The 25,616-nt window shown below is 72.0% G+C and carries 25 protein-coding genes and 1 pseudogene; 14 read left to right on the plus strand and 12 right to left on the minus strand.

Features of this window, described 5'->3' with window-relative positions; all coding sequences use genetic code 11:
• Positions 1-3: 3 nt before the first annotated feature.
• From ACWC09_RS10450 to ACWC09_RS10465, 4 genes are all read right to left on the minus strand, one after another.
• Positions 4-876, minus strand: coding sequence for a universal stress protein (locus tag ACWC09_RS10450; protein WP_450850139.1), 873 nt, complete (start codon positions 874-876; stop codon positions 4-6).
• A gap of 5 nt (positions 877-881) precedes the next feature.
• Positions 882-1,904, minus strand: a complete 1,023-nt coding sequence (adhP, locus tag ACWC09_RS10455) for an alcohol dehydrogenase AdhP (RefSeq protein ID WP_450850140.1) — start codon at positions 1,902-1,904, stop codon at positions 882-884.
• 23 nt (positions 1,905-1,927) lie between these two features.
• The gene (locus ACWC09_RS10460) at positions 1,928-2,833 is read right to left on the minus strand and encodes a universal stress protein (protein WP_450850141.1); all 906 of its coding nucleotides are present in this window, start codon (positions 2,831-2,833) and stop codon (positions 1,928-1,930) included.
• Between the two features lie 154 nt (positions 2,834-2,987).
• Positions 2,988-3,617, minus strand: coding sequence for a hypothetical protein (locus ACWC09_RS10465; protein ID WP_450850142.1), 630 nt, complete (start codon positions 3,615-3,617; stop codon positions 2,988-2,990).
• Positions 3,618-3,856: 239 nt separating this feature from the next.
• On the opposite strand from ACWC09_RS10465, the gene ACWC09_RS10470 reads away from it, so the two are divergent.
• Positions 3,857-5,569, plus strand: coding sequence for a SulP family inorganic anion transporter (locus tag ACWC09_RS10470; protein WP_450850143.1), 1,713 nt, complete (start codon positions 3,857-3,859; stop codon positions 5,567-5,569).
• Here the strand turns inward: ACWC09_RS10470 and ACWC09_RS10475 are convergent.
• Entirely contained in the window at positions 5,563-5,712 is a 150-nt protein-coding gene (locus ACWC09_RS10475) for a hypothetical protein (RefSeq protein ID WP_450850144.1), read from the minus strand. The two genes, ACWC09_RS10470 and ACWC09_RS10475, sit on opposite strands and share 7 nt — an antisense overlap.
• 16 nt (positions 5,713-5,728) lie before the next feature.
• Here ACWC09_RS10475 and ACWC09_RS10480 point away from each other — a divergent pair, with 16 nt between their 5' ends.
• The 3 genes from ACWC09_RS10480 to ACWC09_RS10490 all read left to right on the plus strand — a co-directional run bounded on the left by ACWC09_RS10480 (position 5,729) and on the right by ACWC09_RS10490 (position 8,294).
• Positions 5,729-6,310 carry a CBS domain-containing protein gene (locus tag ACWC09_RS10480; RefSeq protein WP_450850145.1) on the plus strand — a complete coding sequence of 194 codons (582 nt, stop codon included), beginning with the start codon at positions 5,729-5,731 and terminating at the stop codon, positions 6,308-6,310.
• 163 nt (positions 6,311-6,473) lie between these two features.
• A complete protein-coding gene (locus tag ACWC09_RS10485) occupies positions 6,474-7,172 on the plus strand; it encodes a response regulator (protein WP_450850146.1) in 699 nt (232 codons plus the stop codon).
• 327 nt (positions 7,173-7,499) lie between these two features.
• Positions 7,500-8,294, plus strand: coding sequence for an RNA polymerase sigma factor SigF (locus ACWC09_RS10490; protein ID WP_450850147.1), 795 nt, complete (start codon positions 7,500-7,502; stop codon positions 8,292-8,294).
• On the opposite strand, the gene ACWC09_RS10495 is transcribed toward ACWC09_RS10490, so the two are convergent.
• Positions 8,275-8,712 carry a GAF domain-containing protein gene (locus ACWC09_RS10495; RefSeq protein WP_450850148.1) on the minus strand — a complete coding sequence of 146 codons (438 nt, stop codon included), beginning with the start codon at positions 8,710-8,712 and terminating at the stop codon, positions 8,275-8,277. The genes ACWC09_RS10490 and ACWC09_RS10495 overlap by 20 nt on opposite strands.
• A gap of 88 nt (positions 8,713-8,800) precedes the next feature.
• On the opposite strand from ACWC09_RS10495, the gene ACWC09_RS10500 reads away from it, so the two are divergent.
• The 4 genes from ACWC09_RS10500 (at position 8,801) to ACWC09_RS10515 (ending at position 13,078) form a co-directional block, all read left to right on the plus strand.
• Entirely contained in the window at positions 8,801-9,517 is a 717-nt protein-coding gene (locus ACWC09_RS10500; protein WP_450850149.1) for an ANTAR domain-containing response regulator, read from the plus strand.
• A 175-nt stretch (positions 9,518-9,692) separates the two neighbouring features.
• Positions 9,693-10,592 (plus strand): hypothetical protein, encoded by a 900-nt coding sequence (locus ACWC09_RS10505; RefSeq protein WP_450850150.1) that lies wholly within the window; start codon positions 9,693-9,695, stop codon positions 10,590-10,592.
• A 186-nt stretch (positions 10,593-10,778) separates the two neighbouring features.
• Positions 10,779-12,026, plus strand: a complete 1,248-nt coding sequence (locus tag ACWC09_RS10510; RefSeq protein ID WP_450850151.1) for an aminotransferase class I/II-fold pyridoxal phosphate-dependent enzyme — start codon at positions 10,779-10,781, stop codon at positions 12,024-12,026.
• Positions 12,023-13,078, plus strand: a complete 1,056-nt coding sequence (locus ACWC09_RS10515) for an MBL fold metallo-hydrolase (protein ID WP_450850152.1) — start codon at positions 12,023-12,025, stop codon at positions 13,076-13,078. Before ACWC09_RS10510 ends, ACWC09_RS10515 begins: the two co-directional genes overlap by 4 nt.
• Positions 13,079-13,127: 49 nt before the next feature.
• Here ACWC09_RS10515 and ACWC09_RS10520 read toward each other — a convergent pair whose 3' ends face one another.
• Entirely contained in the window at positions 13,128-13,757 is a 630-nt protein-coding gene (locus tag ACWC09_RS10520) for a DedA family protein (protein ID WP_450850153.1), read from the minus strand.
• A complete protein-coding gene (locus tag ACWC09_RS10525) occupies positions 13,754-14,527 on the minus strand; it encodes an MBL fold metallo-hydrolase (protein WP_450850154.1) in 774 nt (257 codons plus the stop codon). The genes ACWC09_RS10520 and ACWC09_RS10525 overlap by 4 nt, the downstream gene beginning before the upstream one ends.
• Before the next feature lie 84 nt (positions 14,528-14,611).
• On the opposite strand from ACWC09_RS10525, the gene ACWC09_RS10530 reads away from it, so the two are divergent.
• The 6 genes from ACWC09_RS10530 (at position 14,612) to dnaK (ending at position 22,726) form a co-directional block, all read left to right on the plus strand.
• Positions 14,612-15,019 carry a hypothetical protein gene (locus tag ACWC09_RS10530; protein ID WP_450850155.1) on the plus strand — a complete coding sequence of 136 codons (408 nt, stop codon included), beginning with the start codon at positions 14,612-14,614 and terminating at the stop codon, positions 15,017-15,019.
• A gap of 27 nt (positions 15,020-15,046) precedes the next feature.
• Entirely contained in the window at positions 15,047-17,149 is a 2,103-nt protein-coding gene (locus tag ACWC09_RS10535; protein ID WP_450850156.1) for a phage holin family protein, read from the plus strand.
• Positions 17,150-17,361: 212 nt separating this feature from the next.
• Positions 17,362-18,423 carry an ATP-binding protein gene (locus tag ACWC09_RS10540; protein WP_450850157.1) on the plus strand — a complete coding sequence of 354 codons (1,062 nt, stop codon included), beginning with the start codon at positions 17,362-17,364 and terminating at the stop codon, positions 18,421-18,423.
• A 65-nt stretch (positions 18,424-18,488) separates the two neighbouring features.
• The gene (locus ACWC09_RS10545) at positions 18,489-20,225 is read left to right on the plus strand and encodes a vWA domain-containing protein (protein WP_450850258.1); all 1,737 of its coding nucleotides are present in this window, start codon (positions 18,489-18,491) and stop codon (positions 20,223-20,225) included.
• A 57-nt stretch (positions 20,226-20,282) separates the two neighbouring features.
• A complete protein-coding gene (locus tag ACWC09_RS10550) occupies positions 20,283-20,711 on the plus strand; it encodes an OsmC family peroxiredoxin (RefSeq protein WP_450850158.1) in 429 nt (142 codons plus the stop codon).
• A gap of 143 nt (positions 20,712-20,854) precedes the next feature.
• Positions 20,855-22,726: a molecular chaperone DnaK gene (gene dnaK / locus ACWC09_RS10555; protein ID WP_450850159.1), complete on the plus strand. Its 1,872-nt coding sequence runs from the start codon at positions 20,855-20,857 to the stop codon at positions 22,724-22,726.
• Positions 22,727-22,793: 67 nt separating this feature from the next.
• On the opposite strand, the pseudogene ACWC09_RS10560 reads toward dnaK, so the two are convergent.
• From ACWC09_RS10560 to ACWC09_RS10575, 4 genes and pseudogenes are all read right to left on the minus strand, one after another.
• A pseudogene (locus tag ACWC09_RS10560) lies at positions 22,794-22,940 on the minus strand (respiratory nitrate reductase subunit gamma); the annotation flags it as partial.
• Positions 22,916-23,419 carry a nitrate reductase molybdenum cofactor assembly chaperone gene (narJ, locus tag ACWC09_RS10565; RefSeq protein ID WP_450850160.1) on the minus strand — a complete coding sequence of 168 codons (504 nt, stop codon included), beginning with the start codon at positions 23,417-23,419 and terminating at the stop codon, positions 22,916-22,918. The pseudogene ACWC09_RS10560 and the gene narJ, both read right to left, overlap by 25 nt.
• 268 nt (positions 23,420-23,687) lie before the next feature.
• A complete protein-coding gene (locus tag ACWC09_RS10570) occupies positions 23,688-24,494 on the minus strand; it encodes an SAM-dependent methyltransferase (RefSeq protein WP_450850161.1) in 807 nt (268 codons plus the stop codon).
• Positions 24,495-24,552: 58 nt separating this feature from the next.
• Positions 24,553-25,416 carry a helix-turn-helix domain-containing protein gene (locus tag ACWC09_RS10575; RefSeq protein WP_450850162.1) on the minus strand — a complete coding sequence of 288 codons (864 nt, stop codon included), beginning with the start codon at positions 25,414-25,416 and terminating at the stop codon, positions 24,553-24,555.
• Positions 25,417-25,616 lie beyond the last annotated feature (200 nt).

A 25,616-nucleotide genomic window follows, 5' to 3' on the forward strand; every position in this document is an offset into this window, starting at 1 on the left:
CCCTCATTGCGGGTCGGGCACGATCGCTACCGGGCAGGCGGAGTGGTGCAGCACGCCGTGCGCCACCCGGCCCAGCTGGAGCCCGAAGTGCCGCGGGCTGCGCCGGGCTCCGACGACGACGAGGTCGGCGTCCCGGGACGCGTCCACGAGCACGGTCCGGGCGCGTCCCTCGACCGTACGGCGGTGTGCCTCGATGTCCTCGGGAGCGTCCTGCAGCGCCGCGTCCAGGGCTTCCACCGCATGCTGCTCGTGCAGCCGGGCGGGCTCCCCGGCCAGCAGCGGATGGTCGGTGCTCTCGTGTGCGGGGCACCGCCACGCCCGTACGGCATCCACCGCCGCACCGCGTCGCCGCGCCTCCTCGAAGGCGAAGCCCACCGCCGGGGACGCCTTGCCTGCTTCGCCGACACCGACGACGACGCGGCCGTGCGTCCCGTGCTTGGCCTGGTTGTCGTGGTTGCCGCGCACGACGATCATCGGGCACTGCGCGTGCCCCGCCACGGTCAGGCTCACGGAACCCAGCACCGCCTCGGCCAGGCCGCTGCGGCCACGGGTGCCCGTCACCAGCAGGGCGGCGCTTCGGCTCTCCCGCACGAGTGCGTACTCGGGTTCCTCCGCCAGCACCTCCACGGAAACGCTCAGGTCGGGACAGCGGGCACGTGCCCGGCGGGCGGCGCTCTCGACGATGTCCTCGGCCATGACCTCCTCCGACGGCTTGCCCAGGTCGTCGGCGAGGCTGTTGCCCTCGTACCGCTCCCACAGCGAGGCGTACACCAGGCGCAGCGGCAGCCCACGCACGGTGGCCTCGTCGGCCGCCCAGTCGACGGCCCGCAGGCTGGGCTCGGAGCCGTCGACGCCGACGACGATCGGGCGGTCCATCGCCCTCACCGTCCCGTACCGAGGTCGAAGACGATCCGGGCCTTGACCTGGCCGCGCAGCACCTCGTCGATGGACTCGTTGACGGAGCTCAGCGGGCGGGTCTCGCAGATGACCTTGGTCTGTCCGGCCGCGTGCAGCTGGAAGACCTCGGCGAGGTCCTGGCGGGTGCCGACGATCGAGCCGATCACCGAGGTGCCGTTCAGGACGGTGTCGAAGATGGGCACGCGGACCGTGCCGTGGGCGGGGAGCGCCACCATGACGAGCTTCCCGCCGCGCCGCAGACCCGAATTGGCGGCCTCGAAGGCAGCGTCGTTCACCGCGAGTGCGATCGCGGCGTGGGCGCCGCCGTGCTGCTTGAGGACCTGGCCCACGTCGTCCTTGCGGGCGTCGATGACGAGGTCGGCGCCGAGTTCGGTGGCGAGTTCGAGCTTCTCGTCGGTGACGTCGATCGCCGCGACGGTGGCTCCGGCGATCTTCGCGTACTGCACGGCCAGATGGCCGAGCCCGCCGACGCCGGAGACCGCGACGAGCTGCGAGGGACGCACGCCGGCGACCTTGAGCGCCTTGTACGTGGTCACGCCGGCGCAGGTCAGCGGGGCGGCGTCCACAGCGGACACACCGTCCGGCACGGGCTGCGCGAAGTCGGCCCAGGCCAGCATCTTCTCGGCGTACCCGCCGTCGCAGCCGTACCCGGTGTTGACCTGCTGCTCGCACAGCGTCTCCCAGCCGGACAGACAGTGCTCGCACCGCCCGCAGGCCTTGCCCAGCCACGGCACGGCGACCCGCTGTCCGACGGACAGGTGGGTGACACCGTCGCCGAGCTGCTCGACCAGGCCGACGCCCTCGTGGCCGGGCACGAACGGCGGGTTCGGCTTGACGGGCCAGTCGCCGTGGGCGGCGTGGATGTCGGTGTGGCACAGCCCGGAGGCCTCGACGCGGATGCGCACCTGGCCGGGGCCGGGCTCGGGGTCGGGGCGCTCCTCGATGACCAGGGGTTCACCGAAGGCTCGTACGACCGCTGCCTTCATGGTTTCTGCTCCTCAGGGGTGGGTCAGTCGTGGGGAACGACCGCGACGGGGGCGGTGGAGTGGTGCAGGACGCTGTGGGTGACGGAGCCGATGTGGGCGCCGAGCGGGCCTCGGCGGACACGGCGGCCGACGACGACCAGGGAGGCCTCGCGGGAGGCGTCGACGAGGTGGCTGCCGGGGGTGCCGTAGAGGGACTCCTCGGTGACCTCGACGTCCGGGTACTTCTCCCGCCACGGGCCCAGGACCTCGGCCAGGTCGATGGCTTCCTGACGTGCCAGGGCCCCGTGGAGCTCCAGGTCGGTGGCGAGCCCGTAGGCGTAGTACGGGGGCGGGTTCCAGCCGTGCACGACCCGCAGGGAGGTGTCGCGGCGGGCGGCTGCCGCGAAGGCGAACGCGATCAGGGTGGCGTCGGGGCTCTCGATGTCGAGGCCGAGGACGACGGGTCGGAACGGAGTCGCGGCGGACGGGATACCGACCGGGTCCATCTCGTGTTCGTCGGCGGCCTGTTCCCCGGAGCGGACCAGGACGACCGGCCGTTCGGTGTGCGCCACGACGGACAGTCCGACGGAGCCGACCATGAAACCGCCGATCCCGCCCAGCCCACGGGAGCCGAGCACCAGCAGCTCGGCGTCCTTCGCCGCGTTCGCCAGGACCTCGGCGGGCCGGCCGGACAGCTGCTCGGTGGTCACACCGAGGCCGGGGTGGCGCAGCCGGATGCCTTCGGCCGCCTCGCGGGGAATCCGCTCGGTCCAGTGTTGGTGCGTCTCGGGGCCGAGCAGCGGCGCCTGCGCCATGGGGCTCGGTACCGGCTCCCAGACCTGGACCAGCTTCAGCGGCAGGCCGAGCAGCTGTGCTTCGCGGGCCGCCCACTCGGCCGCCGCGCGGCTCTCGGGAGAGCCGTCGAGGCCGACGGTGACGGTGCGGGTCATGATCTCCACCTCCTGGATCGGGGGGTTCCCGATTCGAGATTCGTCTTCGGACGAGGCGCGCGGCAGGGGCCGCAGGTCCCGGCAAGGGACCGAACGGCCCTCGCCGGTACTCGGCGCGGCGGGCCCACCGAGGAGCCCGCCGCACCTCCCGCGGTCACCGCAGCCAGCGGCTGTGGCGGACGAACGGGAGCTTGGCCCAGAGCCGGCCGAGGCCGAGGGCGTCGCCGGCGGAGACCGCGGCCAGGGCGATCAGGACGACGGCGTAGATGAGGTGGTAGTCGACGAACGGGTTCGGTGACATGCTCGCAGAACCGTCCGAGAGGTGCTTGGCGGGCGGCCACTCGGCGATCCACATCAGCGCCATCATCAAGGTGCCCGCGACGGCCGCGAAGCGCAGCGCCACGCCCGCGATGAGCGCGACACCGATCCCGAGCAGTCCCAGCATGAACAGCCAGTCGGCCCAGGTGTCGCCGGCCCAGGAGTGGAAGGTGGACTCCATCGGCCCGGCGGCGACGGAGCTGAGGAAACCCTTGGTCGGCGAGCCGCCGTCGATCCAGCCCTTGCCGGAGGGAGTGGCGTAGCCGAAGCCGAAGGTCTTGTCGAGGAAGGCCCACAGGAAGACGAACCCGGTGAGCAGGCGCAGGGACGCGAAGGCGTAGGCCTGCGCGGTGTCCGTGCCGATGCGTGCCGACACGGCGGAGTCGGATGCGGAGGCGGTCCGGTTCCTGCGGAAGGACGGCAGGTGGAGGCCCGGGCTCCGGTGCGGGTGCTCGTGCACGGCCATGATGGTGATCCCTTCAAGGAGTGGGACGGTCCGGTCGGTATCTGACGTCCCTCACTCTCGTCGCGTGGGGCGGTGGTCACCGGATGCCGAAGGTCCGCCACGGCGGGGCTGAACGGCCCTGTTCCCAGGGGACGTTGGGGCGCATGCTCGGCCTTCGGCGCACCGGACACGGCTCAGCTGTCGCGGTCGGGTGCCGGCCGGTGGATCCTGAGACCGATCAAAATGCAGAAGGGTGGCTCATGTCCCAGGGCACCGGCAGACATGTTCCGGAGTGGCGCGGCCTGCTGCCCGGAGCCGTCGCCCTCCTCGGCTACCGGCGGGCCTGGCTGAGGGGCGACCTGCTGGCCGGCCTCACCGTCGCCGCCTACCTGGTGCCGCAGGTCATGGCGTACGCCGGGGTGGCCGGCCTCCCGCCGGCCGCCGGACTGTGGGCGATCCTGCCCGCCCTCGGCCTGTACGCGTTGTTCGGGTCCTCACGGCTGCTCTCGGTCGGCCCCGAGTCCACGACCGCGCTGATGACCGCCACCGTGGTCGGCCCCCTCGCCGCCGGCGCCCCGGAGCGCTACGCCACCCTGGCGGCCACCCTCGCCGTCACCGTCGGACTGCTGTGCCTGGTGGCACGTGCCGTACGACTGGGCTTCCTCGCGGACCTGCTCTCCCGCCCGGTCCTGATCGGCTATCTGGCGGGCGTGGCGCTGATCATGATGGTGGACCAACTGCCCAAACTCACCGGGGTGAAGACGACCGGCTCGGAGTTCTTCCCCCAACTGTGGTCGTTCATCAGGAACGTGCCCGACGCCCACGCGGCCACCGTCGTCCTGTCCGCCGCCGTACTCGTGTTCCTCTTCTCGGCGTACCGGTACGCCCCCGCCCTGCCCGGCCCGCTGTTCGCCGTCGTCCTCAGCACGGTCGCCGTGGTGGTCTTCGACCTCGACGACCGGTACGGCATCAAGGTGATCGGCACCGTCCCGTCGGGGCTGCCCGGACTCGCGTGGCCGGACCTGAGCGAACTCCCGGGCCTCGTGCTGCCGGCCCTCGGTGTGCTCATCGTCGCGTACACCGACTTCATCCTCACCGCACGGGCCTTCTCCGGGCACGACGACGAAGGGCCCGAGCTCGACCCCAACCAGGAGTTCCTGGCGCTGGGCGCGGCCAACCTCGGCGCGGGTGTCCTGCACGGCTTCCCCGTCAGCAGCAGCGCCAGCCGCACCGCCCTGGCCTCCTCGGCGGGCGCCCGCAGCCAGGCGTACTCCCTGGTGGCAGGCGCGGTGGTGCTGGCGGTGCTGCTGTTCCTCAGCCCGCTGCTGCGTCGTACTCCCTCGGCCGTCCTGGGCACGCTCGTCGTGTACGCCGCCGTCCGCATGATCGACCTCGCCGGCTTCCGCAGGCTCGCCACCTTCCGCCGTCGCGAACTACTGCTCGCGCTCGGCTGCCTGGCCGGAGTGCTGGCCCTGGACATCCTCTACGGCGTACTCGTGGCCGTCGGCCTGTCCGTGGCCGAGCTGCTGACACGGGTGGCCCGCCCGCACGACGCCGTCGAAGGACTGGTGCCCGGAGTGGCCGGCATGCACGACGTCGACGACTACCCACAGGCCCGCACGATCCCCGGCCTGCTCGTCTACCGGTACGACTCCCCCCTCTTCTTCGCCAACGCCGAGGACTTCCACCGCCGAGCCCTGGCCGCCGTCGACGAACAGAGCAGCGCCGTCCGCTGGTTCGTCCTCAACACCGAGGCCAACGTCGAGGTCGACATCACCGCGCTCGACGCGGTCGACGAACTGCGCCGCGAACTCACCCACCGCGGCGTCGTGTTCGCCCTCGCCCGCGTCAAGCAGGACCTCATGGACGACCTCGAGGCGTACGGCCTCGCGGACACCGTCGGGGCGGACCTGATCTTCCCCACCCTGCCGACCGCCGTGGCCGCCTACCGCAGATGGTGCGGCGATCAGTAGGCCGACAGGCCGTGCGCCCGGAACCGTTCGCGGACGTGTCCGGTCAGTTCGGGAGCGGGTGCAGGGGTGTCCCGCGACGGGAACGGAACGCGAAGAGCCTCGTACTTCGCGGCACCGAGCCTGTGGAACGGCAGGACGTCCACGCGGTCGATCGTGCAGATGACGCAGGACTTAAAGGTCAGCGCACTGCCCGTCCTGGAGGGCGAGGGCCGCGTCATCGGCGTCGTCTCCGAGGCCGACCTGCTGCCCAAGGAGGAGTTCCGCGACAGCGACCCCGACCCCTCCCCGTCTCGGCTTCGCTCGACCGGGGGGACCCCCGTCACGCAGGTGCGTCCCCTCTCGGACCTGGCGAAGGCCGGCGTGGTCACCGCGGAGGAGCTGATGACCTCCCCGGCGCTCACCGTCCGCGCGGACGTCACCCTGGCGCAGGCGGCCCGGACCATGGCGCACCCCAAGGTCAAGCGCCTTGCGGTGGTCGACGAGCTGGGCCTGCTGCAGGGCATCGTCAGCAGGGCCGACCTGCTCAAGGTCTTCCTGCGCGGCGACGAGGAGATCGCCGAGGAGGTCCGGCGTGAGGTCGTGGCCTACCTCTTCCCGACGCCCGGCTCGGCGATCCGTGTCCGGGTGCACGACGGAGTCGTGGAGCTCGGCGGCCGTGTCCGGGACAGGGCCCTGATTCCCGTGGCCGCCCGCCAGGTGCGTGCGGTCGAGGGCGTGGTGGACGTCCGATTCGAGCTTTGAGGCAACGGCGCCGCACGATCGGATGGGCCAGGACGTCGTGTTTCTCGACCAGGGGTTTTGCTGAGCGGGGCCGGCCGGCCCTGGTGCATCTGGACTCGGCGAGCGACGATCGTCCTCACGGGCAACCCGCAGCCCGTCCGCCACCGGGGGACAAGGGGTCGTCATGGCCGAGACGCGCACCTTCACGGAGCAGAATCCGATCCGTGTCTTCCTGCTCGACGACCACGAGGTCGTACGACGGGGTATCACCGACCTGCTCGACGCCGAACCGGACATCTCGGTGGTCGGCGACGCGGACACCGTCGAGCACGCTCTTGTGCGCGGCCCGGCGCTGCGCCCGCACGTCGCCGTGCTCGACGTGCGTCTCCCGGACGGCGACGGCATCTCGGTCTGCCGCGAACTGCGCAGTCGGATGCCGGAGTTGGCCTGTCTGATGCTGACGTCCTTCGACCACGAGGACGCGCTGCTGGACGCCATCATGGCCGGGGCCTCGGGCTACGTGCTCAAGCAGATCAGAGGCTCCGATCTGATCTCGGCGGTCCGCACGGTCGCCTCCGGCCAGTCGATGCTCGACCCCGCGACCACGGCGCGCCTGATGCGCTCGCTGCGCGACCCCGTCGCGGCTCCCACCATCGCGCCCGAACTGGCGAGCCTGTCGCCCCGTGAGCGGGACATCCTGGCGCTGATCGGGGACGGTCTCACCAACCGCGAGATCGGCAAGAAGCTCTACCTGTCGGAGAAGACCGTCAAGAACCACATCTCCCGGCTGCTGGCCAAGCTCGGTGTCCAGCGCCGCGTCCAGGCCGCGGTGTTGGCCTCCCACCTGGAGCAGCCGGACACCGGAGACCGGCCCACGCGGTGAGGTCCGACGGGGCCGAACGCGACCGATGCGGCCGTGGCGGGCCGCTTGGCCCCGATCAAGTGCGACGACCACAACGTGGCTGGTGCGATCACGGCGTCGGAGCCGTCCTGATCGTGGACGCCGGGCGCGGTCGTCCGTGGGGCCGCCGGGACCGGCCGTGTTTGCCGGGACGGGCCCGGGGCAGGCGCAAGGTCAGTGCTTCGGACAGGAGGCACGTCCGTGGGAGCGGCCATCGCGCCGCCCCGGCCGCGCCTGTCCCGGACACGCGGCCCTTCTCCCACGGTGACCGTCCAACCCAGAGCACCACCAAGGGAGTTGCGACGCACCATGCCCACTGAAGTGAGCGCGAAGCACCACCCGCACGACGACGCCCCCGACACCGCGGAAGCCTTCCGCGAACTCGCCGCCCTCCCCGCCGGCCAGCAGCGCGACACCCTGCGCGAGAAGGTCGTCGAGGCCTGGCTGCCGATGGCCGACCGCCTCGCCGGACGCTTCCGCAGCCGCGGCGAGAGCTTCGAGGACCTGCGCCAGGTCGCGGCCCTCGGCCTGGTCAAGGCCGTCGACCGGTACGACCCCGCACGCGGCAACGCCTTCGAGAGCTACGCCGTGCCCACCATCACCGGCGAGATCAAACGGCACTTCCGCGACCACATGTGGACCCTGCACGTCCCGCGCCGGGTCCAGGACCTGCGCAACCGCGTCCGGTTCGCCACGCAGGAACTCTCCCAGACCATCTCCGGCCGCAGGCCCACCGTCGCGGAGATCGCCGAGCACGCCGGCATGAGCGAGGAGGACGTCCTCGTCGGCCTGGAGGCGCTGGAGAGCTTCACCGCGCTCTCCCTCGACGCCGAACTGCCCGGTAGCGAGGACGGCTACTCCCTCAGCGACGCCCTCGGCTCTCCCGATCCCGCGCTCGACACGGTCGTGGACCGCGAGGCCGTGGCGCCGCGGCTGGCCGCGCTGCCCGAGCGTGAACGCGCCATCCTCTACATGCGCTTCTTCGGGGACATGACCCAGAGCCGCATCGCCGAGCAGCTGGGCATCTCGCAGATGCACGTGTCCCGCCTGATCAGCCGCTGCTGCAGCCGCGTACGCGAACAGGTCATGCGCGAGGCCGCGTAGCCGGCGCCAGCGCCACATGGCGCGACACCATGTCCCGTGCCTGCGCCTCCGCCATCGAGAACGCCGGGCGGGGGCCGCAGCGCAGCAGCGTGAGCACCCCGAGCACGGCACCGTCGTGCCGCACCGGCACGCACAGCAGAGACGTGACGTTCGCCTGTACGAGGACGGGGGCGCCGTCCGCGTACCGGCCGAGGGCGTCGGGGTCCGGCGGCCGGATCTGCAGCACCGCTGACCCGGTACGGGCGGAGAGCCGCTCGTACTGCGGCCACAACTGCGCCACGACATGGTCGAGTTCGAAGAGGGCCGCGTCCAGGACGGTCGGGAGGTCGCCGCCCGACACGCTTCTGGCCGACTTGAGTTCGGCGACGCGGCGGGCGAAGTCCGCGAGTTCTTCACCGAATTCGTCCGTCTGCGTCATGCGGGGAAATCCAGGGCGGACATGGCCGGTGGCCACTGTTTTCGGTCCGGGCGAGCGGGCAGGCGCCGGGACAGAGGAGGACAGCAGCATGCCGGACACCGGGCGTCCCCACCGCTGGACGACAGAGCCTGCCGAACCCGCCCTTCCCGGGCGGCAGTTGGCGGAACTCGTCGAGGAGGCCGTGCGCTGCACCGCCGACTGCTGCGGCGCGAGCGGCATGCTGGCCGACGAGGGACCGGAACGCCCTCCCGCCGTCACCCATCCCGATCCCGCCGCACTCGTCGCCGTACAGCTCCGCTCCGGCGACGGGCCCATCCCGGCCGCCCTGGAACGCGGCGAGCCCGCTCGCAGCGCGGACCTGCTGCGCGAGGAACGCTGGCCGCAGTACCGCGCCCTGGCGCTCGACTCGGGGGTGCGCTCCAGCGTGACGATGCCGTTCCGCCGCTCCGGTCTGACGGTCACCCTCAGCCTCTACAGCTTCCGCCCCGACACCCTCCAGGACGCCCCGCGCGGCCCCGCCCGCGCCCTCGCCGACTTCGCGGTCACCTCCCTGGCCCGCGACCGCTCCTACCACGCCGCCCTCACGGAACTCGACCAACTCGGCACGGCCCTGCGCACCCGCCCCGAGGTCGACCAGGCCTGCGGCATCGTCATGCACGTCCTGGCCTGCGACGCGGACGCGGCCTTCGGTGTACTGCGCCGCATCTCCCAGGGCACGAACCGGAAACTGGCGGAGGTGGCGGCGAGGGTGGTGGAGCGGCGGGGGAGGGGGCTGGAGGGGGAGTTGGGGGCGTTGCGGAACTGACGTGTTCCGGGTGCCGGACAGAACAACCGGGACTGCCGTGCGCCTGTCACCCACTTGGCCCTCCGCGTCCCGCGAATGGTGCCCGACCACGCGCGCCCCGCCCCGCTCCGGGCTCTGATGGCTGTGAGGCACGCCCTGCGTGTCCCCGCAGCCGTCGCTCGAAGGAGCCCACCCCATGCGTCGCACCGCCCGTGTCCTGTCCGCCGTGGCCCTGGCCGGTGCCGCGCTCGGCGTCACCGGTACGGCCGCCTTCGCGGACCCGGCCGCGGAGGTCAGTCCCAGTACCGTCTCTCCGGGCAGCAGTGTCACCGTCTCGGTCTCCTGCGGCGCCGTCGGCGGCCAGGCACCCGCCACCATCGACGCCACCTCACAGGCCTTCGACCAGGACACGGTCGAACTGCAACGGGTCCCCGGCAACGACGACCAGGCCTCCGGCCCGGCCTACCGAGGCACGGCCCGCATCGCCCAGGCCGCCGACCTCGAGGCCGGCGGCCCGAACGCCGGGACCCCGGGCTCCGCCTGGACCGTCGACGGCACCTGCCCGGCGGCCCCCGGCGCACAGGGCTCGGCCTGGAGCACCACGCTCCAGGTGGACCGCGGCACCGGGGCCGCCGGCACCGGGCCCGCCAGCGACCGGCCGTGCGACGAGTCGACCGCCGAGTGCGGCAGCCAGCCGTGCGACGAGTCGGCCACCGAGTGCGGCAGCCAGCCGTGTGCCGAGCCCCGTACCGACTGTTCCGCTCAGCCGTGCGACGAGTCGGCCACCGGATGCAGTAGCCAGCCGTGTGCCGAGCCCCGTACCGACTGCGCCAGTCGGCCCTGCGCTGACTCGCGTACCGACTGCGGCAACCAGCCGTGCGCCGATGCGCGTACCGACTGCCGGACCCAGCCGTGCGACCAGTCCCGTACCGACGCCTGCGGTGCCGCCGTGATCCAGCGTGGGGTGCAGGCCGGCGAGGGCGGCGCGTTCACCGACTCCGTGCCCGCCCTGGTCGCCGGCGGCATCCTGATCGCGGGCGCGCTCGGCGCCGCCGTCCACCGGCTGCGGCACCGGGACGCCGGGCCCGGCCACTGATCTCACGCACCGTCGCGTGTGTGACGGGCGTAACCAGGACGGGCCCCATGAGCCGACGGCTCACTGGGTACTCACAGCGCAGGGACATGACCCGCACCGTACGAACCGAGGAGCGGCAGGCACCGGCACGACGAGACGCGATCGCCGACGGCAAGGCGCAGCCGGCAGGCCACAACGGAGGTAGGGATGCCGCGGACGGACCTGGAAGGCCACGGCCCCGTCCGGTACGGGCCGCCGCTCCCCGAGGACGGGCTGCCGGTGCTGCCCGAGCTGACCGCCGCCCTCGCCGCGTCCGCCGCTCGCGCCGACGCGGAGCCGATCGGCGGCGGCCCCGCACTGCTGGAGGCCGCCTGCGGCTACTGGGACCGCCGTGGACTCGCCGCCGTACCCGGCCGCGTCGCCGCCGGCCCCGGCGCCCCCGCGCTGCTGCTCGCCCTGACCGCCGCGCTCGGCGGCGACGTCCTGGTGCCCCGGCCCTGCGCGCCCTGGTGGGCGCCGTACGCACGCCTGTTGGGAAGACCCGTCTTCCACGTCGGCACGCCGGCCGAGTGCGGTGGCGTCCCGGACCCGTACGCCTTCCTGGAGACCGTCCGCAGGGTGCGCGCCGAGGGTGGTGACCCGCGCCTCCTGGTGCTGTCCGTCGCCGACGACCCGACCGCCACCGTCGCCCCGCCCGAGGCGCTGCATGCGTGCGTGGAGGCCGCCGCGGGCGAGGGCCTGCACCTGGTGAGCGACGAGACCTGGCGCGACACCCTGTACGCCCCGCCCGACACCGTGCTGCTCAGCCCCGCCGAGATGCTGCCCGACCGGGTCACCGTCGTCACCGACCTGGCCGGCGCGCTGCTGCCGCCCGGCTGGCCGGCCGCGGTGGCCCGCTTCCCGGCGGACCAGGCCGGCCGCGCTCTCCACGCGCGCGTGCTCGACGTACTCACCGCGATGGGCGCCCGTATCGCGGGCCCGGTAGCCGCTCCCGCCGCATACGCACTCCAGGAGCCCGCGCCGGTCACCGCGCGCGTGGCAGCCGCCGTACACCTCCACGCGCGCGTGGCCAACGCCCTGCACGCCTCCGTGGTGGCGGCCGGCACCCTCTCCCGGCCCCCGCAGGCCGGCCGCCACCTTTACGCCGACCTCGGCCCGCTGCGCACCGCCCTCACCGCCCACGGCGTCGGCGACGCACAGGAACTGGAGGACTTCCTCGCCGCCCGGCTCGGCATGCCCGCGCCCGGCGGCCACCGCTTCGGCGACGAACTGGGCGCCCTGCGCGTACGCCTGTCGACCGGCCCGCTGCTGGGCCGCACGGACGACGAACGCGCGGAATGTCTCGCATCACCCTCGCCGTTGGAACTGCCACACGTGCAACGCGCGTTGAACCATGTGAAGTCGGTCTTCGACGATCTCCGCGACGACGCTCAGCGATGGGAGCCTCCTCGATGACGCAGCAGTCCGAGTCGACCACCACCAGGACCAGCCGGGACGCCGACGAACCGGCGTCCAGGTCAGGGTTCGCGCCCGCGTTCCCGCCGCTCGCCGAGCCCCGACCGCCGGGCGAGCGCCGGGTGTGGCCGCGGACCTTCCACGATCGCCTGACCGCCCCGCTCCCCGGCCTGAAGGCCATGGCGCGCTTCGCCCGCGAGGGCTCGGTGCGCCCAGGCCGCGAGGGCCTCGCCGACATCCCCAGGCTCCCCTTCGCCCCCGCCCCGTTGCCCCACGTCGACGCCCGCACGATAGCCGTCTCCTGGGCAGGGCACGCCAGTTGGGTGATCCGGATCGGCGGCCTGACCGTCCTCACCGACCCGGTCTGGTCCCGCCGTATCCTCGGCACGCCCGCCCGCATCACCCCGGTCGGCATCCCCTGGGACGCCCTGCCGCGCATCGACGCGGTGGTCATCAGCCACAACCACTACGACCACCTGGACGCCCCCACCCTGCGCCTGCTCCCGCGCGACACCCCGGTGTTCGTCCCGGCGGGCCTGGGCGCCTGGTTCCGTCGCCGCCGCTTCACCACCATCACGGAGCTCGACTGGTGGGAGGCGGCCCAACTGGACGGCGTCCGCTTCGACTTCGTCCCCGCCCACCACTGGTCCAAGCGCACTCTCACGGACACCTGCCACTCCCTGTGGGGCGGCTGGGTTCTCACGGCTCCCGACGGCGGACGCGTCTACTTCGCGGGCGACACGGGCTACGGCCACTGGTTCTCCCGTATCGGCCGGCGCTACCCCGGCATCGACCTGGCCCTCCTCCCGATCGGCGCCTACGACCCCCGCTGGTGGCTGAGGGACGTCCACTGCGACCCGGAGGAGGCGGTACGGGCGGCCCAGGACGTCGGTGCCCGCAGGATGGCTCCGATGCACTGGGCCACGTTCGTCCTGTCGGCGGAGCCGGTGCTGGAACCGCTGACGCGGGTGCGTACGGCATGGGAGAAGGCGGGCCTGGACCGAGCCGACCTGTGGGACCTCCCGGTGGGCGGATCCCGCGTACTGGACTAGAGGGCCAGTTGCGAAAGTCCCGCCTGTCCCGCGACGCCCGGCACGCGCCCTAGGCGGTTGTCGTTCGGCGGACGCGTCGCCAGACGGCGGGGGTCGCACCGACCAGCACGGTGAGTGCTACTGCCGCCACCACACCTTCCCAGGGCTCCTTGAACAGCGACCCACCCAGGATGCCGATCACCTGGTACGTCGCCGCCCAGGCCAGACAGGCCGGCAGGTTCCCCCGGGCGAACCGTCGCGTCGGCCACTTCGCCAGCAGACAGGCCAGCATCACCGGAATCCGGCCGGCCGGCACCAACCGCGACAGCACCAGCACCGCCACCCCGTGGTCGGCCAACTTCCCCTGCGCCTGCGTCAGCCTCTCCTCCGGCGCCCGCGAACGAATCGCCGCCAGCCACCGCGACCCGTTCTTCGACCTCATCCCGCGCCGCCCCAGCCAGTACAGCGCCGCATCCCCCAGAAACGCCGCCAGCGCGGCCGTCACGAACACCAACGCCAGAGCGAACGGCGCCGTGTGGTGAAACGCCACCACGGCGGCCGAACTCACCAGCGCCCCCGTGGGAATCACCGGCACCAACGCCCCGAACAGCACCAGCAGAAACAGCGACGGATACCCGATCGCCTGCTGCGTGGACTCGGTCGGCAGGGTCGATGTCACGGTGACCGTCAGCTGGATCACCGAGCGACCTCCAGCCGCACACTCTCCCCGTGGCCGAGCCGGTGCACCGCCACCTCAGGCGCGTGTTCCGCCGCGAGGCGCACGAACTCGTCGCCGGGCGCGTGGAATTCATGGGGGCGCACGGCGTCCATCCCGATCGGCCAGTACGTGCCGTAGTGCACCGGCACGGCACTGCGCGGCGCCAGCCGGGCCAGCGCCCGGGCGGCCCGACCCGCGTCGAGATGGCCCTCTCCCAGGTACGGTCCCCAGCCGCCCACGGGCAGCAACGCCACGTCGACCGGCCCGACCTCCTTCGCCATCTCGTCGAACAGCCCGGTGTCCCCGGCGAAGTACGTCCGTCCCTCGCCCTCGACGACATAGCCGAGCGCGGGGGAGCGGTGCGGACCGACCGGCAGCCGCCGCCCGTCGTGCCGCGCGGGCACGGCCCGTACGACCACATCGCCGACCCGGGTGACATCGCCGGCCTCCACCTCGGTCACGTCCAGGTGGGTGAGCCGGCGCAGCCCCGGCACCGCCCGGGGTGCGCCCCGGGGCACCAGCAGGCGCGTGCCCGGTGCGAGCCGCTCCAGCGAGGGAACATGCAGGTGATCGGCGTGCAGATGCGAGACGAGCGCCACGTCCGCGCGCCAGGCGCCGGGCGACGGCAGCGCGCCCCTGCGCCGGCGGAGGTGGGCGAGGCGGCGGGCGAACAAGGGGTCGGTGAGCACGCGGACGTCCGAGTCCTCGACCGTGCAAGTGGCGTGACCCCACCAGGTGAGCTCCACCGGCACCTTCTTTGCCTCCTTCGCGCGACTCCCCGAAGCCTACGGGCTGGAGTAGGGTCGGCGGCGAAACCCGGAGGTGAGGGGGACGCCATGGGACCGATGCGCGTGCGCGTCACGGCGATCGCGAGTCTGACGCCGCTCGAGGAGCTGGACGCCGACCCCTTCCTGGTGGACTCCCGCAGTCAGCACGCGATGTGCGCGCGCTGGGCGGCCGAGCGCGGGTACATCGTCCGCCGGGAGCTTCTGGTACGAGGGCTGCGGGCCGACCACTGCGTCCTGTGGGACGGCGTCCGCCCCGGGACCGACCTGTTCGTGGCGCCCAGCCGACGGGTCCTGGAGAGCGCGCTGTCGTCCGTCGAGGAGTTCACCGCGGAGTGCGCGCGGCGCGGGGTGCGGGTGGAGACCGTCGGGTTCGAGGAGCCGTGCTACGACGCCCAGATGAAGGCGCGGGTGCATCGGCGCCTGTCGATGCCCACGGCCGGCTACGACGGCCGGTAGTTCCCGCACGCCCCCGCAGAACCTCGTATGACACGCTTGGTCCAGGCCCGCAGCGACGACGGGCGGGACGTGAGGTGTGCGGGCGTGCGGTGGCGGCGGGTTGCCAGTCAGGTGGGGCGGAGTATCGCGGTGTGGGCCGTGTCCACGGTGACCATGCTCGTGCTCGCCGGGATCCTCCCGGACTTCCGCTTGCAGTCCCCCGACGGCGAGAGCGCCACCCACATCGCCGTGACCGCCGCGTTCGGGGCCGGTGCCTTCGGTGTGCTGTCGGCCCTGGTCTGGCCGTTGCTCGTACGGCTGCTGCTGCTCGTGCCCGCGCTGGTGCTGGGCCTGCTCGTCTTCGTCCTGAACGGGTCCCTGCTGCTGGTCGCCCTGCGGCTCAACCCGTCCAGCAGCGCCGAGGCCGCGCCCGAGACGGCCGTGGTCGTCGCCGCCGTGATGTCCGCCGTCGCCTCCGCCACCGGCGGTGCCCTGGCCGTCCGTGACGACGACGCCTACCGGCGCCGGCTCTATCGCCTCGCCGACCGCCGCCGCAGACGCCTGCCACCCGGCCCGTCCGCCCCCGGCACCGTCTTCCTGCAGCTCGACGGCGTCGGCCACGACGTCCTCCTGGACGCCGTGAACAAGGGGCTCATGCCCACCGTCGCCCGGTGGCTGGACTCCACCCACCGGCTCACCCCCTGGCGCACCGACTGGTCCAGCCAGACCGGCGCCAGCCAGCTCGGCATCCTGCACGGCTCCAACCACGACGTCCCCGCGTTCCGCTGGTACGAGAAGGACCGGGGCGAGGTCATGGTCTGCAACCGCCCGACCAGCGCCGCCGAACTCCAGCGCCGCGCCGTCGAGTGCACCGGCGACGGCGGCCTGCTCACCGTCGACGGGGCCAGCCGAGGCAACCTCTTCAGCGGCGGAGCCGACGAACAGGCCCTGGTGCTGTCCATCGCCACCCGCAGGCGGGGCCGCGAGAACCGCTCCCGCGCGGGCTACTTCGCCTACTTCTCCGACCCGGCCAACGCCGTCCGCACCGCCATGTCCTTCGTCGCCGAGGCCGGCCGCGAGATCGGCCAGTCCAGCCGGGCCGTGATCGGGAAGCAGCGCCCGCGGGTGTCCCGTGGTGGCCTCTACCCCTTCGTCCGTGCCTTCGCGACCGTCGTCGAACGGGACGTCGTGGTCGCCGCGGTCATGGGCGACATGCTCGCCGGCCGTAGCGCCGTCTACGCCGACCTGGTGGCGTACGACGAGGTCGCCCACCACTCCGGGCCGAGGAGCCGCGACGCCGAGAAGGTGCTCGAACGTCTCGACCGCTCCCTCGCGCTGATCGCGAACGTTGCCGAGCACGCCCCGCGGCCGTACCGGATCGTCGTCCTGTCCGACCACGGCCAGAGCCCCGGCGAGACCTTCCGCGCCCGCTACGGCCTCGGCCTCGGCGACCTGGTGCGGGCCGGCTGCGGGCTGCCCGTGCCGCGCACGGCGCAGCACACCCACAGCGGTGCCGAGGCCCGTGCCGCCGTGCGCGCGGCGCTGCGCCGGCCGGTCGAGGAGGGGCGCGAGCAGCGCCGCCCCGCCCACCGCTCGGAGCCGATCGTGCTGGCGTCCGGCAACCTCGGCCTGGTCTCCTTCCCGGACGTGCACCACCGGATGAGCAAGGAGGAGATCGACGCCCGCCACCCCGGCCTGCTGACGACCCTCGCCAACCATCCCGGCATCGGCTTCCTCCTCGTACGCAGCGAGGAGCACGGCGGAGTCGTGCTCGGTGCGTACGGCGCCGAGATCCCGCTCGACCAACTCGACGACACTTCAGGTCCGTTGGAGGTCTTCGGGCCCGGCGCCGCCGACGCCGTGCGCCGTACGCACTCCTTCCCGCACACCGCCGACATCATGGTCAACTCCTTCCACGACCCGGCCGACGGCGAAGTCCTCGCCTTCGAGGAGCAGATCGGCTCGCACGGCGGACTCGGCGGTGCGCAGGGCAGGCCCTTCCTGCTGTCGCCGGTCGTGTTCTCCGCGCCGGTCGAGGAGGAGTGCGAACTCGTCGGCGCCGAGCAGGTGCACCGCGTACTGCGGCGCTGGCTGCGCGAGACGAACGGACCCCAAGTCCCTTTGACGGCGCCCGAAGAGCGCGCCGCCTGACACCTCGCCGCTCCTCCGGACCCCCATGAACGGAGGAGCGGCTCTCACGGAGGACCGTCGCTCACCGTGTCACTCACGGTCGGTTGTGCCCAGGGCACATTCCGGTCAGGGGCGCCGACAAATTCGGCTGCGTCCGCCGATCACCGCGCTCACACTGGTCGTGTCCCACCGCGCACATCCGCGCCGTACTCGAATATTTCAGGAGCCTCTGCGTGCAGGCAGCCGTCACCGTCACTCCCGCCCGTATCCCGGAACTGCTGCTCGGCCTCGCCACCGTGCGGCCGGTCTTCATCTGGGGAGCCCCCGGCATCGGAAAATCCTCCCTGGTGAGGGAGTTCGCCGAGTCGCTGGGCCTGGAGTGTGTGAGTCTGCTCGGCACCCAGCTCGCGCCGGAGGACCTGATCGGCGTCCCGCAGATCCGTGACGGGCGGTCCGTCTTCTGCCCGCCGGAGGCGATCGCCCGCGACGAGCCGTACTGCCTGTTCCTGGACGAACTCAACGCGGCCACGCCCGACGTCCAGAAGGCCTTCTACTCCCTCATCCTCGACCGCCGTATCGGCAACTACGAGCTGCCGAAGGGCTCGATCGTCATCGGCGCCGGCAACCGCGCCACCGACAACGCGCTCGCCCGCCCCATCGCCTCCGCCCTCGTCAACCGCCTCGCCCACGTCCACCTGGAGGCGTCCGCCAAGGACTGGCTGACCTGGGCCGCGAACCACGACATCCACCCCTGGATCCTCGACCACCTCACCGACCGCCCCGACCACCTGTGGTCCAAGCCGCCGAAGACCGAGGAGCCCTTCTCCACGCCCCGCTCCTGGCACATGCTCTCCGACGCGCTGCACTCCTTCGGCCGGGACCTCGACGAGGAGACGCTGAAGGTCCTCGCGCACGGCACGCTGACGCCCGCGCACGCCACGGCCTTCTGCGGCTACGTCAAGATCGTGCGCAGCCAGTTCGGCATCGAGGCGATCATCAAGGGCGACGCCCGCTGGCCGGGCCGCCTGGAGGACCGCGACCTGCTCTACTACCTCGCCGAGTCCTTCCGCGGCCGCCTCGTCAAGGAACTCCCGGTCAGCAAGGAGCACATGTCGGCGAACGGTCGGCAGACCGCGTACCGCGCGAAGTCGCTGCTGGTGCAGCTCGCGGAGATCTCCGTGGAGGTGGCCCAGACCGTGATCGCCTCCGACGCCGACGGCAATCCCGTCCTGCCGTCGTGGTTCCTCATCGAGGCGGCGCGGGACATGCCCCGGCTGGTGGAGGCGCGGCGGTGAGCAGCCGTACCAAGGGCAAGGGGGACAAGAAGCGGGACCTCGCGGCGGAGGCCTTCGCCGAGGGGATGCGGCTGGTGAAGGCCAACCCGGCGCTGGCGGCAGTGGAGTTCGGCGTCTGCCGCAACGAGGAGTGCAGACTCGCGCCCCGCGACGGACTCGTGGTCGTCGACTCCGACGGCGACCTGCATGTCCACCCGACCAGCATCGCCGACCCCGCCGCCTGGGCCTGGGCCATCGCCCACGCCGTCCTCCACCTCGGCTTCGGACACGTCCCCGCGGTGAAGGGCCCACAACCGCGCGAACAGCCCGACCGCCACGACGTCGCCGCGCGCTGCGTCGTGGTCAACCGCTTCCTCCTCAACTTCGCCATGGGCGAGACCCCGGAACTGCTCCCCGCCTCCTACCCGGACGGCGACGAGGAGCAACTCGCCGCGCGCTGGCGGCGGGACGGGCTCCCACGCGCGTACGAGCGTTGCGGTACGGCCGGTGACGCACCCGACCAGCTGCTCGTGCCGTGGGCCGGCTGGATGCAGCCCCCGGACCACCAGCTGGCGTTCGCCACCGCGCTGACCCGGACCGTGTCGGCGGCGATGGACATGGCGGGCGGCCGCCGCGACTCCCTCAGCGGGGACGTCGCCCCGCAGCGCCCCTGGGAGAAGGCCCTGAGCTGGTTCATCTCCTCCTACCCGCTGCTCGGCGGCATCGCGGCCGGCATCAAACTCGTCGCCGACGCCGAACTCGCCCGCGCGCACGGCATCTCCGTGGCAGCGGTGAACCCGGAGGCCGGCGAGACCTACATCAATCCGCTGCGCCGATTCGACGACGAGGAGTGGCGGTTCATCCTCGCCCACGAGATGCTCCACGCCGCCCTGCGCCACGGCGACCGCTGCGGCACCCGCGACCACTACCTCTTCAACATCGCCTGCGACTACGTCATCAACGGCTGGCTGTGCGAGATGCAGGTCGGCACCATGCCGGAGGGCCTGCTGTACGACCCCGCACTCGCCGGCCTCTCCGCCGAGGAGGTCTACGACCGCATCGCCGGCGACCTGCGCCGCATGCGCCGCCTGGCCACGCTGCGCGGCAAGGGCGTCGGCGACGTGCTCGGTGCCCCGCTGGGCCCGCCCGGCGACCACGTCGACCTCGACGAGTTCTACCGGCGCGGCCTGTCCCAGGGCCTGGATCTGCACCAGCAGCAGGAGCGCGGCCACCTCCCGGCCGGCCTGGTCCAGGAGATCCGCACGCTCAGCCACCCGCCCCTGCCCTGGGACGCCCGACTCGCCCGCTGGTTCGACGAGTTCGTGCCCCGCCCGGAGCCCGTACGGACGTACGCCCGCCCTTCCCGCCGCCAGTCCTCCACCCCCGACATCCCGCGCGCGGGCCGCTACTTCCCGCCCGAGGAGATCGCCCGCTGCACCTTCGGCGTCATCCTGGACACCTCCGGCTCCATGAACGTCACCCTGCTCGGCAAGGCACTGGGTGCGATCGCCTCGTACGCCGAGGCCCGCGACGTCCCCGCCGCCCGGGTCGTCTTCTGCGACGCGGCCCCGCACGACGCGGGCTATCTGCCGGTCACGGAGATCGCCGGCCGGGTACGGGTCCACGGCCGTGGCGGCACGGTCCTCCAGCCCGGGATCGACCTCCTGCACCGGGCGGACGACTTCCCGCCGGGCGCGCCGCTCCTCGTGATCACGGACGGCTGGTGCGACGTGCTGCGGGTGCGCCGCGAGCACGCGTATCTGATCCCCCAGGGGGCACGGCTCCCGTTCACCGCGCGTGGGCCGGTCTTCCGGGTGCAGTGAGCCGGAATGTGATCGGATGGGGTCCCAAGGAACACCCAGGATTCGGAAGGATTCACCGTGGCAACCACGCGCTCCGCACACACCGTCTGGGAAGGCAACCTGATCGAGGGCAGCGGTGTCGTCAACTTCGACTCCTCCGGTGCCATCGAGGCGCAGCCGGTCACGTGGGCCTCGCGCTCCCAGGACGCCAATGGCAAGACCAGCCCCGAGGAGCTGATCGCCGCCGCGCACTCCAGCTGCTTCTCCATGGCGCTGTCGCACGCCCTGAACGGCGCCGGCACCCCGCCCACCAAGCTCGTGACCTCGGCCGACGTGAGCTTCCAGCCGGGGGAGGGCATCACGGGTATCCACCTCACCGTCGAGGGCACGGTCCCCGGGATCGACAACGAGGCGTTCGCCGCCGCGGCGGAGGACGCCAAGAAGAACTGCCCGGTCAGCCAGGCCCTGACCGGCACGACGATCACCCTGTCGGCCAAGCTGGCCTGAATCCCACGGCTGCACGCCCCTCGGGTGCCGCGCCACCGCGCTCGGGTGCGCGGCACCCGCGTTTCCGGGTACATGGCATTGACAACAGCGCACTCAAGTTTTGTGCTGGAGACTGAGAAGTGCCCTGGCGGAAGGGGACGGAGATGGCACGTGCGGTCGGGATCGATCTCGGGACCACGAACTCGGTGGTGGCCGTGCTGGAGGGCGGCGAAGCCACTGTCGTCGCCAATGCGGAGGGGGCCAGGACCACACCGTCGGTCGTGGCCTTCGCCAAGAACGGGGAGGTGCTGGTCGGCGAGGTCGCCAAGCGGCAGGCCGTGACCAACGTGGAGCGGACGGCCCGCTCGGTGAAGCGGTACATGGGGGACGCCGCCTGGCGCTTCCCGGAACAGGGCTCCATCGACGGGACCCGCTACCGGGCGCAGGAGCTGTCCGCCCGGGTACTGCAGAAGCTCAAGCGGGACGCCGAGGCCTACCTGGGCGAGGACGTCACGGACGCGGTGATCACCGTACCGGCCTATTTCGACGACTCCCAGCGGCAGGCGACCAAGGAGGCCGGCGAGATCGCGGGGCTGAAGGTTCTGCGGATCATCAACGAGCCGACCGCCGCGGCGCTCGCGTACGGCCTGGACCGGGGCGAGGAGCAGACCGTGCTGGTCTTCGACCTCGGCGGTGGCACCTTCGACGTGTCGCTCCTCGAGATCGGCGACGGCGTCATCGAGGTCAAGGCGACCAACGGCGACACGCATCTCGGCGGCGACGACTGGGACCAGCGGATCGTCGAGTTCCTGGTGAAGAAGTTCCAGGGGCAGTACGGCATCGACCTCGGCAAGGACAAGATGGCGCTGCAGCGGCTGCGCGAGGGTGCCGAGAAGGCCAAGATCGAGCTGTCGAGCTCGTCGGAGACGACGATCAACCTTCCCTACATCACCGCCTCCGCCGAGGGGCCGCTGCACCTCGACGAGAAGATGTCCCGCGCCCAGTTCCAGGAGCTCACCGCGGATCTCCTCGACCGTTGCAAGACCCCCTTCCACCAGGCGGTCAAGGACGCGGGCATCAAGCTCTCGGCGGTCGACCACGTCATCCTCGTCGGCGGCTCGACCCGGATGCCGGCCGTCACCGACCTGGTCAAGGAGCTCACCGGCAAGGATCCGCACAAGGGCGTCAACCCGGACGAGGTCGTGGCCCTCGGCGCGGCGCTCCAGGCGGGTGTCATCCGCGGCGACGTCAAGGACGTGCTGCTCCTCGACGTCACCCCGCTGTCCCTCGGCATCGAGACCAAGGGCGGCATCATGACCAAGCTCATCGAGCGCAACACCACGATCCCGACCCGACGTTCGGAGATCTTCACGACGGCCACGGACAACCAGCCCTCGGTCGGCATCCAGGTTTATCAGGGTGAGCGTGAGATCGCCGCGTACAACAAGAAGTTGGGCGTCTTCGACCTGACCGGGCTGCCGCCTGCCCCGCGTGGAGTGCCGCAGATCGAGGTGGCCTTCGACATCGATGCGAACGGGATCATGCACGTGTCCGCGAAGGACCTGGCGACCGGCCGCGAGCAGAAGATGACGGTGACGGGTGGCTCCGCCCTTCCCAAGGACGACATCGACCGCATGATGCGGGAGGCCGAGCAGTACGCCGAGGAGGACCACAAGCGGCGGGAGGCCGCCGAGACCCGTAACCAGGCCGAGCAACTCGTCTACCAGACCGAGAAGTTCATCCGGGACAACGAGGATCGGATCCCGGCCGACACCAAGTCCGAGGTGCAGGAGGCGGCCACGGAACTGAAGGGGTTGCTGGAGCGGAACGCCGAGACGAACGAACTCCGCACCGGCGTCGAGAAATTGGCCACCGTCAGCCAGAAGATGGGCCAGGCGATGTACGCACAGGCCGACCAGACCCCGACGGACAGTGGCACCGGCGCCGAACAGCACACCTCACCGCAGGACGAGGAGGGAGTGGTCGACGCGGAGATCGTCGACGACGAGCGGGATGCGAAGGGCGGTGCCGCCTAGACCCCGCCGGACCGGCGCTGAACATGTGGACCAGGCGGGTGACGGGACCACTCACGGTCGTTCACCGTGTCGCCCGGAACACGGGGGCGTGCGTGCGGCGGCGGTGGACCAGGAGCAGGATGCCCGCGACCGCCGGCACACCCGCCTCCGTACCGCCGTGGAGCGAGAAGAGGTGGTACGTGTGCTCGCTCACCCCGACCTCGTCGGTCCAGGACATCGTTCAGCCGGCAGGGTCGCGCACACGGCGTCCAGCACGGACGCGTACGGGGTGCCGAAGTCGGTGAGCCGGGACCGGAGTTGCTCCAGGCCGGCCCGGTTTTCCGTGAGGAGGTCCGTGTCGCCGGTGCGGGCCGCGAACTCCAGGACCGCGGGCAGGAAGTCGGGCAGCTCCTCGCCGGTGAACTCCAGCCCGGCGGCGCGGTAGACCTCCTTGAAGCGGGCCGGCGACATACCGCGCCGCCGGGTGTCGCCGTCCTGCCACTTGCCGAGGTGGAGGCTGTGGCGGTTCTCGAAGTCGAAGACCTGGACGTAGTGCGCGGCCAGTTCCTGGGGTGGGGTCACGGCCGCGTGGTCCACGAACTCCCGTAGCTGCGGGGCGGCTTCACGCAGGAGCGGGAGTCGTGCGCGGAAGTCGTCGTCGGGGTACGTCAGGCAGAGCGCCGCCGCCTGGTACAGCACTGCGTCCGAGGGCATCAGACCTCCTTCGCTTCGGACGACGGATCGTTACCTGGCGATCGCCGGCAGCCGGTACATCGCCTCGATCTCGTCCTGTGCAGGTCGGGGGCCGGTGTACCGGTACGGAAGAACCTGCCGGCGCGCGGCAGTGCCGCTCCCGGTTCGGTGGGCGGTATCCGCGTGTCCGTCACGTGCGTCGCTCCCTTGCTCACCCTGTGCTTCGACGCTAGGGGTGAGCAGGGGACCGCACCTGCTCAAGCGCCCGTACGGGTGTACGGGCGATGCGTCAGACCTTGCGGGCGACTCCCGCGTACACCGGGACGACGCCCTCGGCCTGGGCCTCGACGTCCACCGGCTCGGGGCGCCAGCCGTAGACCGGGATCACGCCGGGGCCGAGCAGTTCCAGGCCCTCGAAGAAGCGGTAGAACTCCGGGAGCGTGCGCGGGTGGAACGGCGTCCCGCTGCGGGCGAAGAGCTCCTTGGCCTTGGCCACGCCCTCGGGGGCGAGATCCGGGGTGACCTGGGAAAGGATCAGGCAGCTGCCCGGGGCGAGTTCGTCGACGTAGCGCTTGAGCAGGCCGTACACGTCGTCCTCCTCGTCGCCCAGGTAGTGGGTGAGCGCGACGAGGGACAGCGCGATCGGCTGCGAGAAGTCCAGGGACTCGCCGGCCAGGCGCAGGATGGTGTCGGGGTCGCGGACGTCGGCGTGAATGTAGTCCGTGCTGCCCTCGGGGGTGCTCTTCAGCAGCGCCTCCGCGTGCCGCAGCACGATCGGGTCGTTGTCCGCGTACACCACCCTGGACTCCGGGGCCGCCTGCTGTGCCACCTGGTGGAGGTTGGGCTCGGTGGGGATGCCGGTGCCGATGTCCAGGAACTGGCGGATGCAGGCCTCGGCGGCGGCGCGGACGGCCCGGTGCATGAACCGGCGGTTGGCGCGCGCCCCGCGCACGACCGTGCCGTCGGCGGCCAGGATCCGGCGGGCCAGCTCCTCGTCCACCGGGTAGTTGTCCTTGCCGCCCAGCCACCAGTCGTAGACCCGGGCGGAGTGCGGCCGGCTGGTGTCGATCTGCGGTGCGGCGTCGGATCCGGTCATGCGCTGTCTTCTCCTCGGATGCGAAAGGTGCTGTGCGTGACGGGTGCGAGGTGCGGGGTCAGAAGTCCTCGCGGTACTTCCGCAGGATCTTCTTCGTGCGCTGCGCCGACGCGGCGCGCGCGGTCATGTGGTCGAGGACCTCCAGGTGCGCGGAGACCTCGGTGCGCGAGTCGAGGTAGAGGGCGCCGGTCAGGTACTCGGTGAAGACCATGTCGGGCAGTTCCGGCTCGCCGAAGCGGAAGAGCGTGAAGGGCGCGTACGTCCCCGGGTGCGGGCCGTCGCTGAACTCGGCGACCTGCACGGTGACCCCGTCGCGCTCGGCGAAGTCCAGGAGCTTGTCCAGCTGGTCCCGCATGACCTCGCCGCGGATGCTCACCGGGCGCTTCAGCACCGTCTCGTCCATGATCACCCAGAGGTGGGGCGGGTCCGGGCGGTCCAGGAGCTTCTGCCGGGCCATACGCAGGGAGACATGCCGCTCGATGGCGCCCGGTTCGGTCTGGCCAACCGTTCCTGCTTCCATCACGGCACGCGCGTAGTCCTCGGTCTGGAGCAGGCCGGGCACGAAGTGCGGCTCGTAGGAGCGGATGATGCCGGCGGCGCCCTCCAGGCTGACGTACAGGCTGAACCAGTCCGGCAGCACATCGTGGAACCGCTGCCACCAGCCCGGCTGGTTCGCCTCCTCGGCCAGCTGGACGAAGGCCTCCGTCTCGTCCTCGGCGACGCCGTAGGTCTCCAGCAGCACCTGGACGTACGGGATCTTCAGGGCGACCTCGGCCATCTCCATCCGCCGCACGGTCGCCGGGGCCACCCGCAGCACACGCGCGGCCTCCTCACGCTTGAACCCGGCCGCCTCCCGCAACTCCTGCAGGCGCTTGCCCAGCACCACTTGGCCCACGGTGGGCGCGGGACGCCGCTCACTCACGCCACCCTCCCCAAGGGCCTGCCCGGTGGATCAGTCTGCGCGAAGCAGTGTGTCATGTTCCGTTGTCAGTCTCACCGGGCCGGCGATGAGGCGCTTGCCACGCGGGCCGTTCGGGCGGTCATTACTCCGGGGGTCATCGACCGGGGGCGCGGTGCGCGGGATCGTGGTGGCAGCGGGTTCCGGGACGGCGCACTCCGGTC

This window comes from Streptomyces sp. NPDC001617 (assembly GCF_053596855.1).

Excerpts from the sequence above, each read along its gene's own strand:
- ACWC09_RS10450 (WP_450850139.1), bottom strand. The coding sequence starts at position 876 with ATGGACCGCCCGATCGTCGTCGGCGTCGACGGCTCCGAGCCCAGCCTG.
- adhP (WP_450850140.1), bottom strand. The coding sequence starts at position 1,904 with ATGAAGGCAGCGGTCGTACGAGCCTTCGGTGAACCCCTGGTCATCGAG.
- ACWC09_RS10460 (WP_450850141.1), bottom strand. The coding sequence starts at position 2,833 with ATGACCCGCACCGTCACCGTCGGCCTCGACGGCTCTCCCGAGAGCCGC.
- ACWC09_RS10465 (WP_450850142.1), bottom strand. The coding sequence starts at position 3,617 with ATGGCCGTGCACGAGCACCCGCACCGGAGCCCGGGCCTCCACCTGCCG.
- ACWC09_RS10470 (WP_450850143.1), top strand. The coding sequence starts at position 3,857 with ATGTCCCAGGGCACCGGCAGACATGTTCCGGAGTGGCGCGGCCTGCTG.
- ACWC09_RS10480 (WP_450850145.1), top strand. The coding sequence starts at position 5,729 with ATGACGCAGGACTTAAAGGTCAGCGCACTGCCCGTCCTGGAGGGCGAG.
- ACWC09_RS10485 (WP_450850146.1), top strand. The coding sequence starts at position 6,474 with ATGGCCGAGACGCGCACCTTCACGGAGCAGAATCCGATCCGTGTCTTC.
- ACWC09_RS10490 (WP_450850147.1), top strand. The coding sequence starts at position 7,500 with ATGCCCACTGAAGTGAGCGCGAAGCACCACCCGCACGACGACGCCCCC.
- ACWC09_RS10495 (WP_450850148.1), bottom strand. The coding sequence starts at position 8,712 with ATGACGCAGACGGACGAATTCGGTGAAGAACTCGCGGACTTCGCCCGC.
- ACWC09_RS10500 (WP_450850149.1), top strand. The coding sequence starts at position 8,801 with ATGCCGGACACCGGGCGTCCCCACCGCTGGACGACAGAGCCTGCCGAA.
- ACWC09_RS10505 (WP_450850150.1), top strand. The coding sequence starts at position 9,693 with ATGCGTCGCACCGCCCGTGTCCTGTCCGCCGTGGCCCTGGCCGGTGCC.
- ACWC09_RS10510 (WP_450850151.1), top strand. The coding sequence starts at position 10,779 with ATGCCGCGGACGGACCTGGAAGGCCACGGCCCCGTCCGGTACGGGCCG.
- ACWC09_RS10515 (WP_450850152.1), top strand. The coding sequence starts at position 12,023 with ATGACGCAGCAGTCCGAGTCGACCACCACCAGGACCAGCCGGGACGCC.
- ACWC09_RS10530 (WP_450850155.1), top strand. The coding sequence starts at position 14,612 with ATGGGACCGATGCGCGTGCGCGTCACGGCGATCGCGAGTCTGACGCCG.
- ACWC09_RS10535 (WP_450850156.1), top strand. The coding sequence starts at position 15,047 with ATGACACGCTTGGTCCAGGCCCGCAGCGACGACGGGCGGGACGTGAGG.
- ACWC09_RS10545 (WP_450850258.1), top strand. The coding sequence starts at position 18,489 with ATGCGGCTGGTGAAGGCCAACCCGGCGCTGGCGGCAGTGGAGTTCGGC.
- dnaK (WP_450850159.1), top strand. The coding sequence starts at position 20,855 with ATGGCACGTGCGGTCGGGATCGATCTCGGGACCACGAACTCGGTGGTG.
- narJ (WP_450850160.1), bottom strand. The coding sequence starts at position 23,419 with ATGCCCTCGGACGCAGTGCTGTACCAGGCGGCGGCGCTCTGCCTGACG.
- ACWC09_RS10570 (WP_450850161.1), bottom strand. The coding sequence starts at position 24,494 with ATGACCGGATCCGACGCCGCACCGCAGATCGACACCAGCCGGCCGCAC.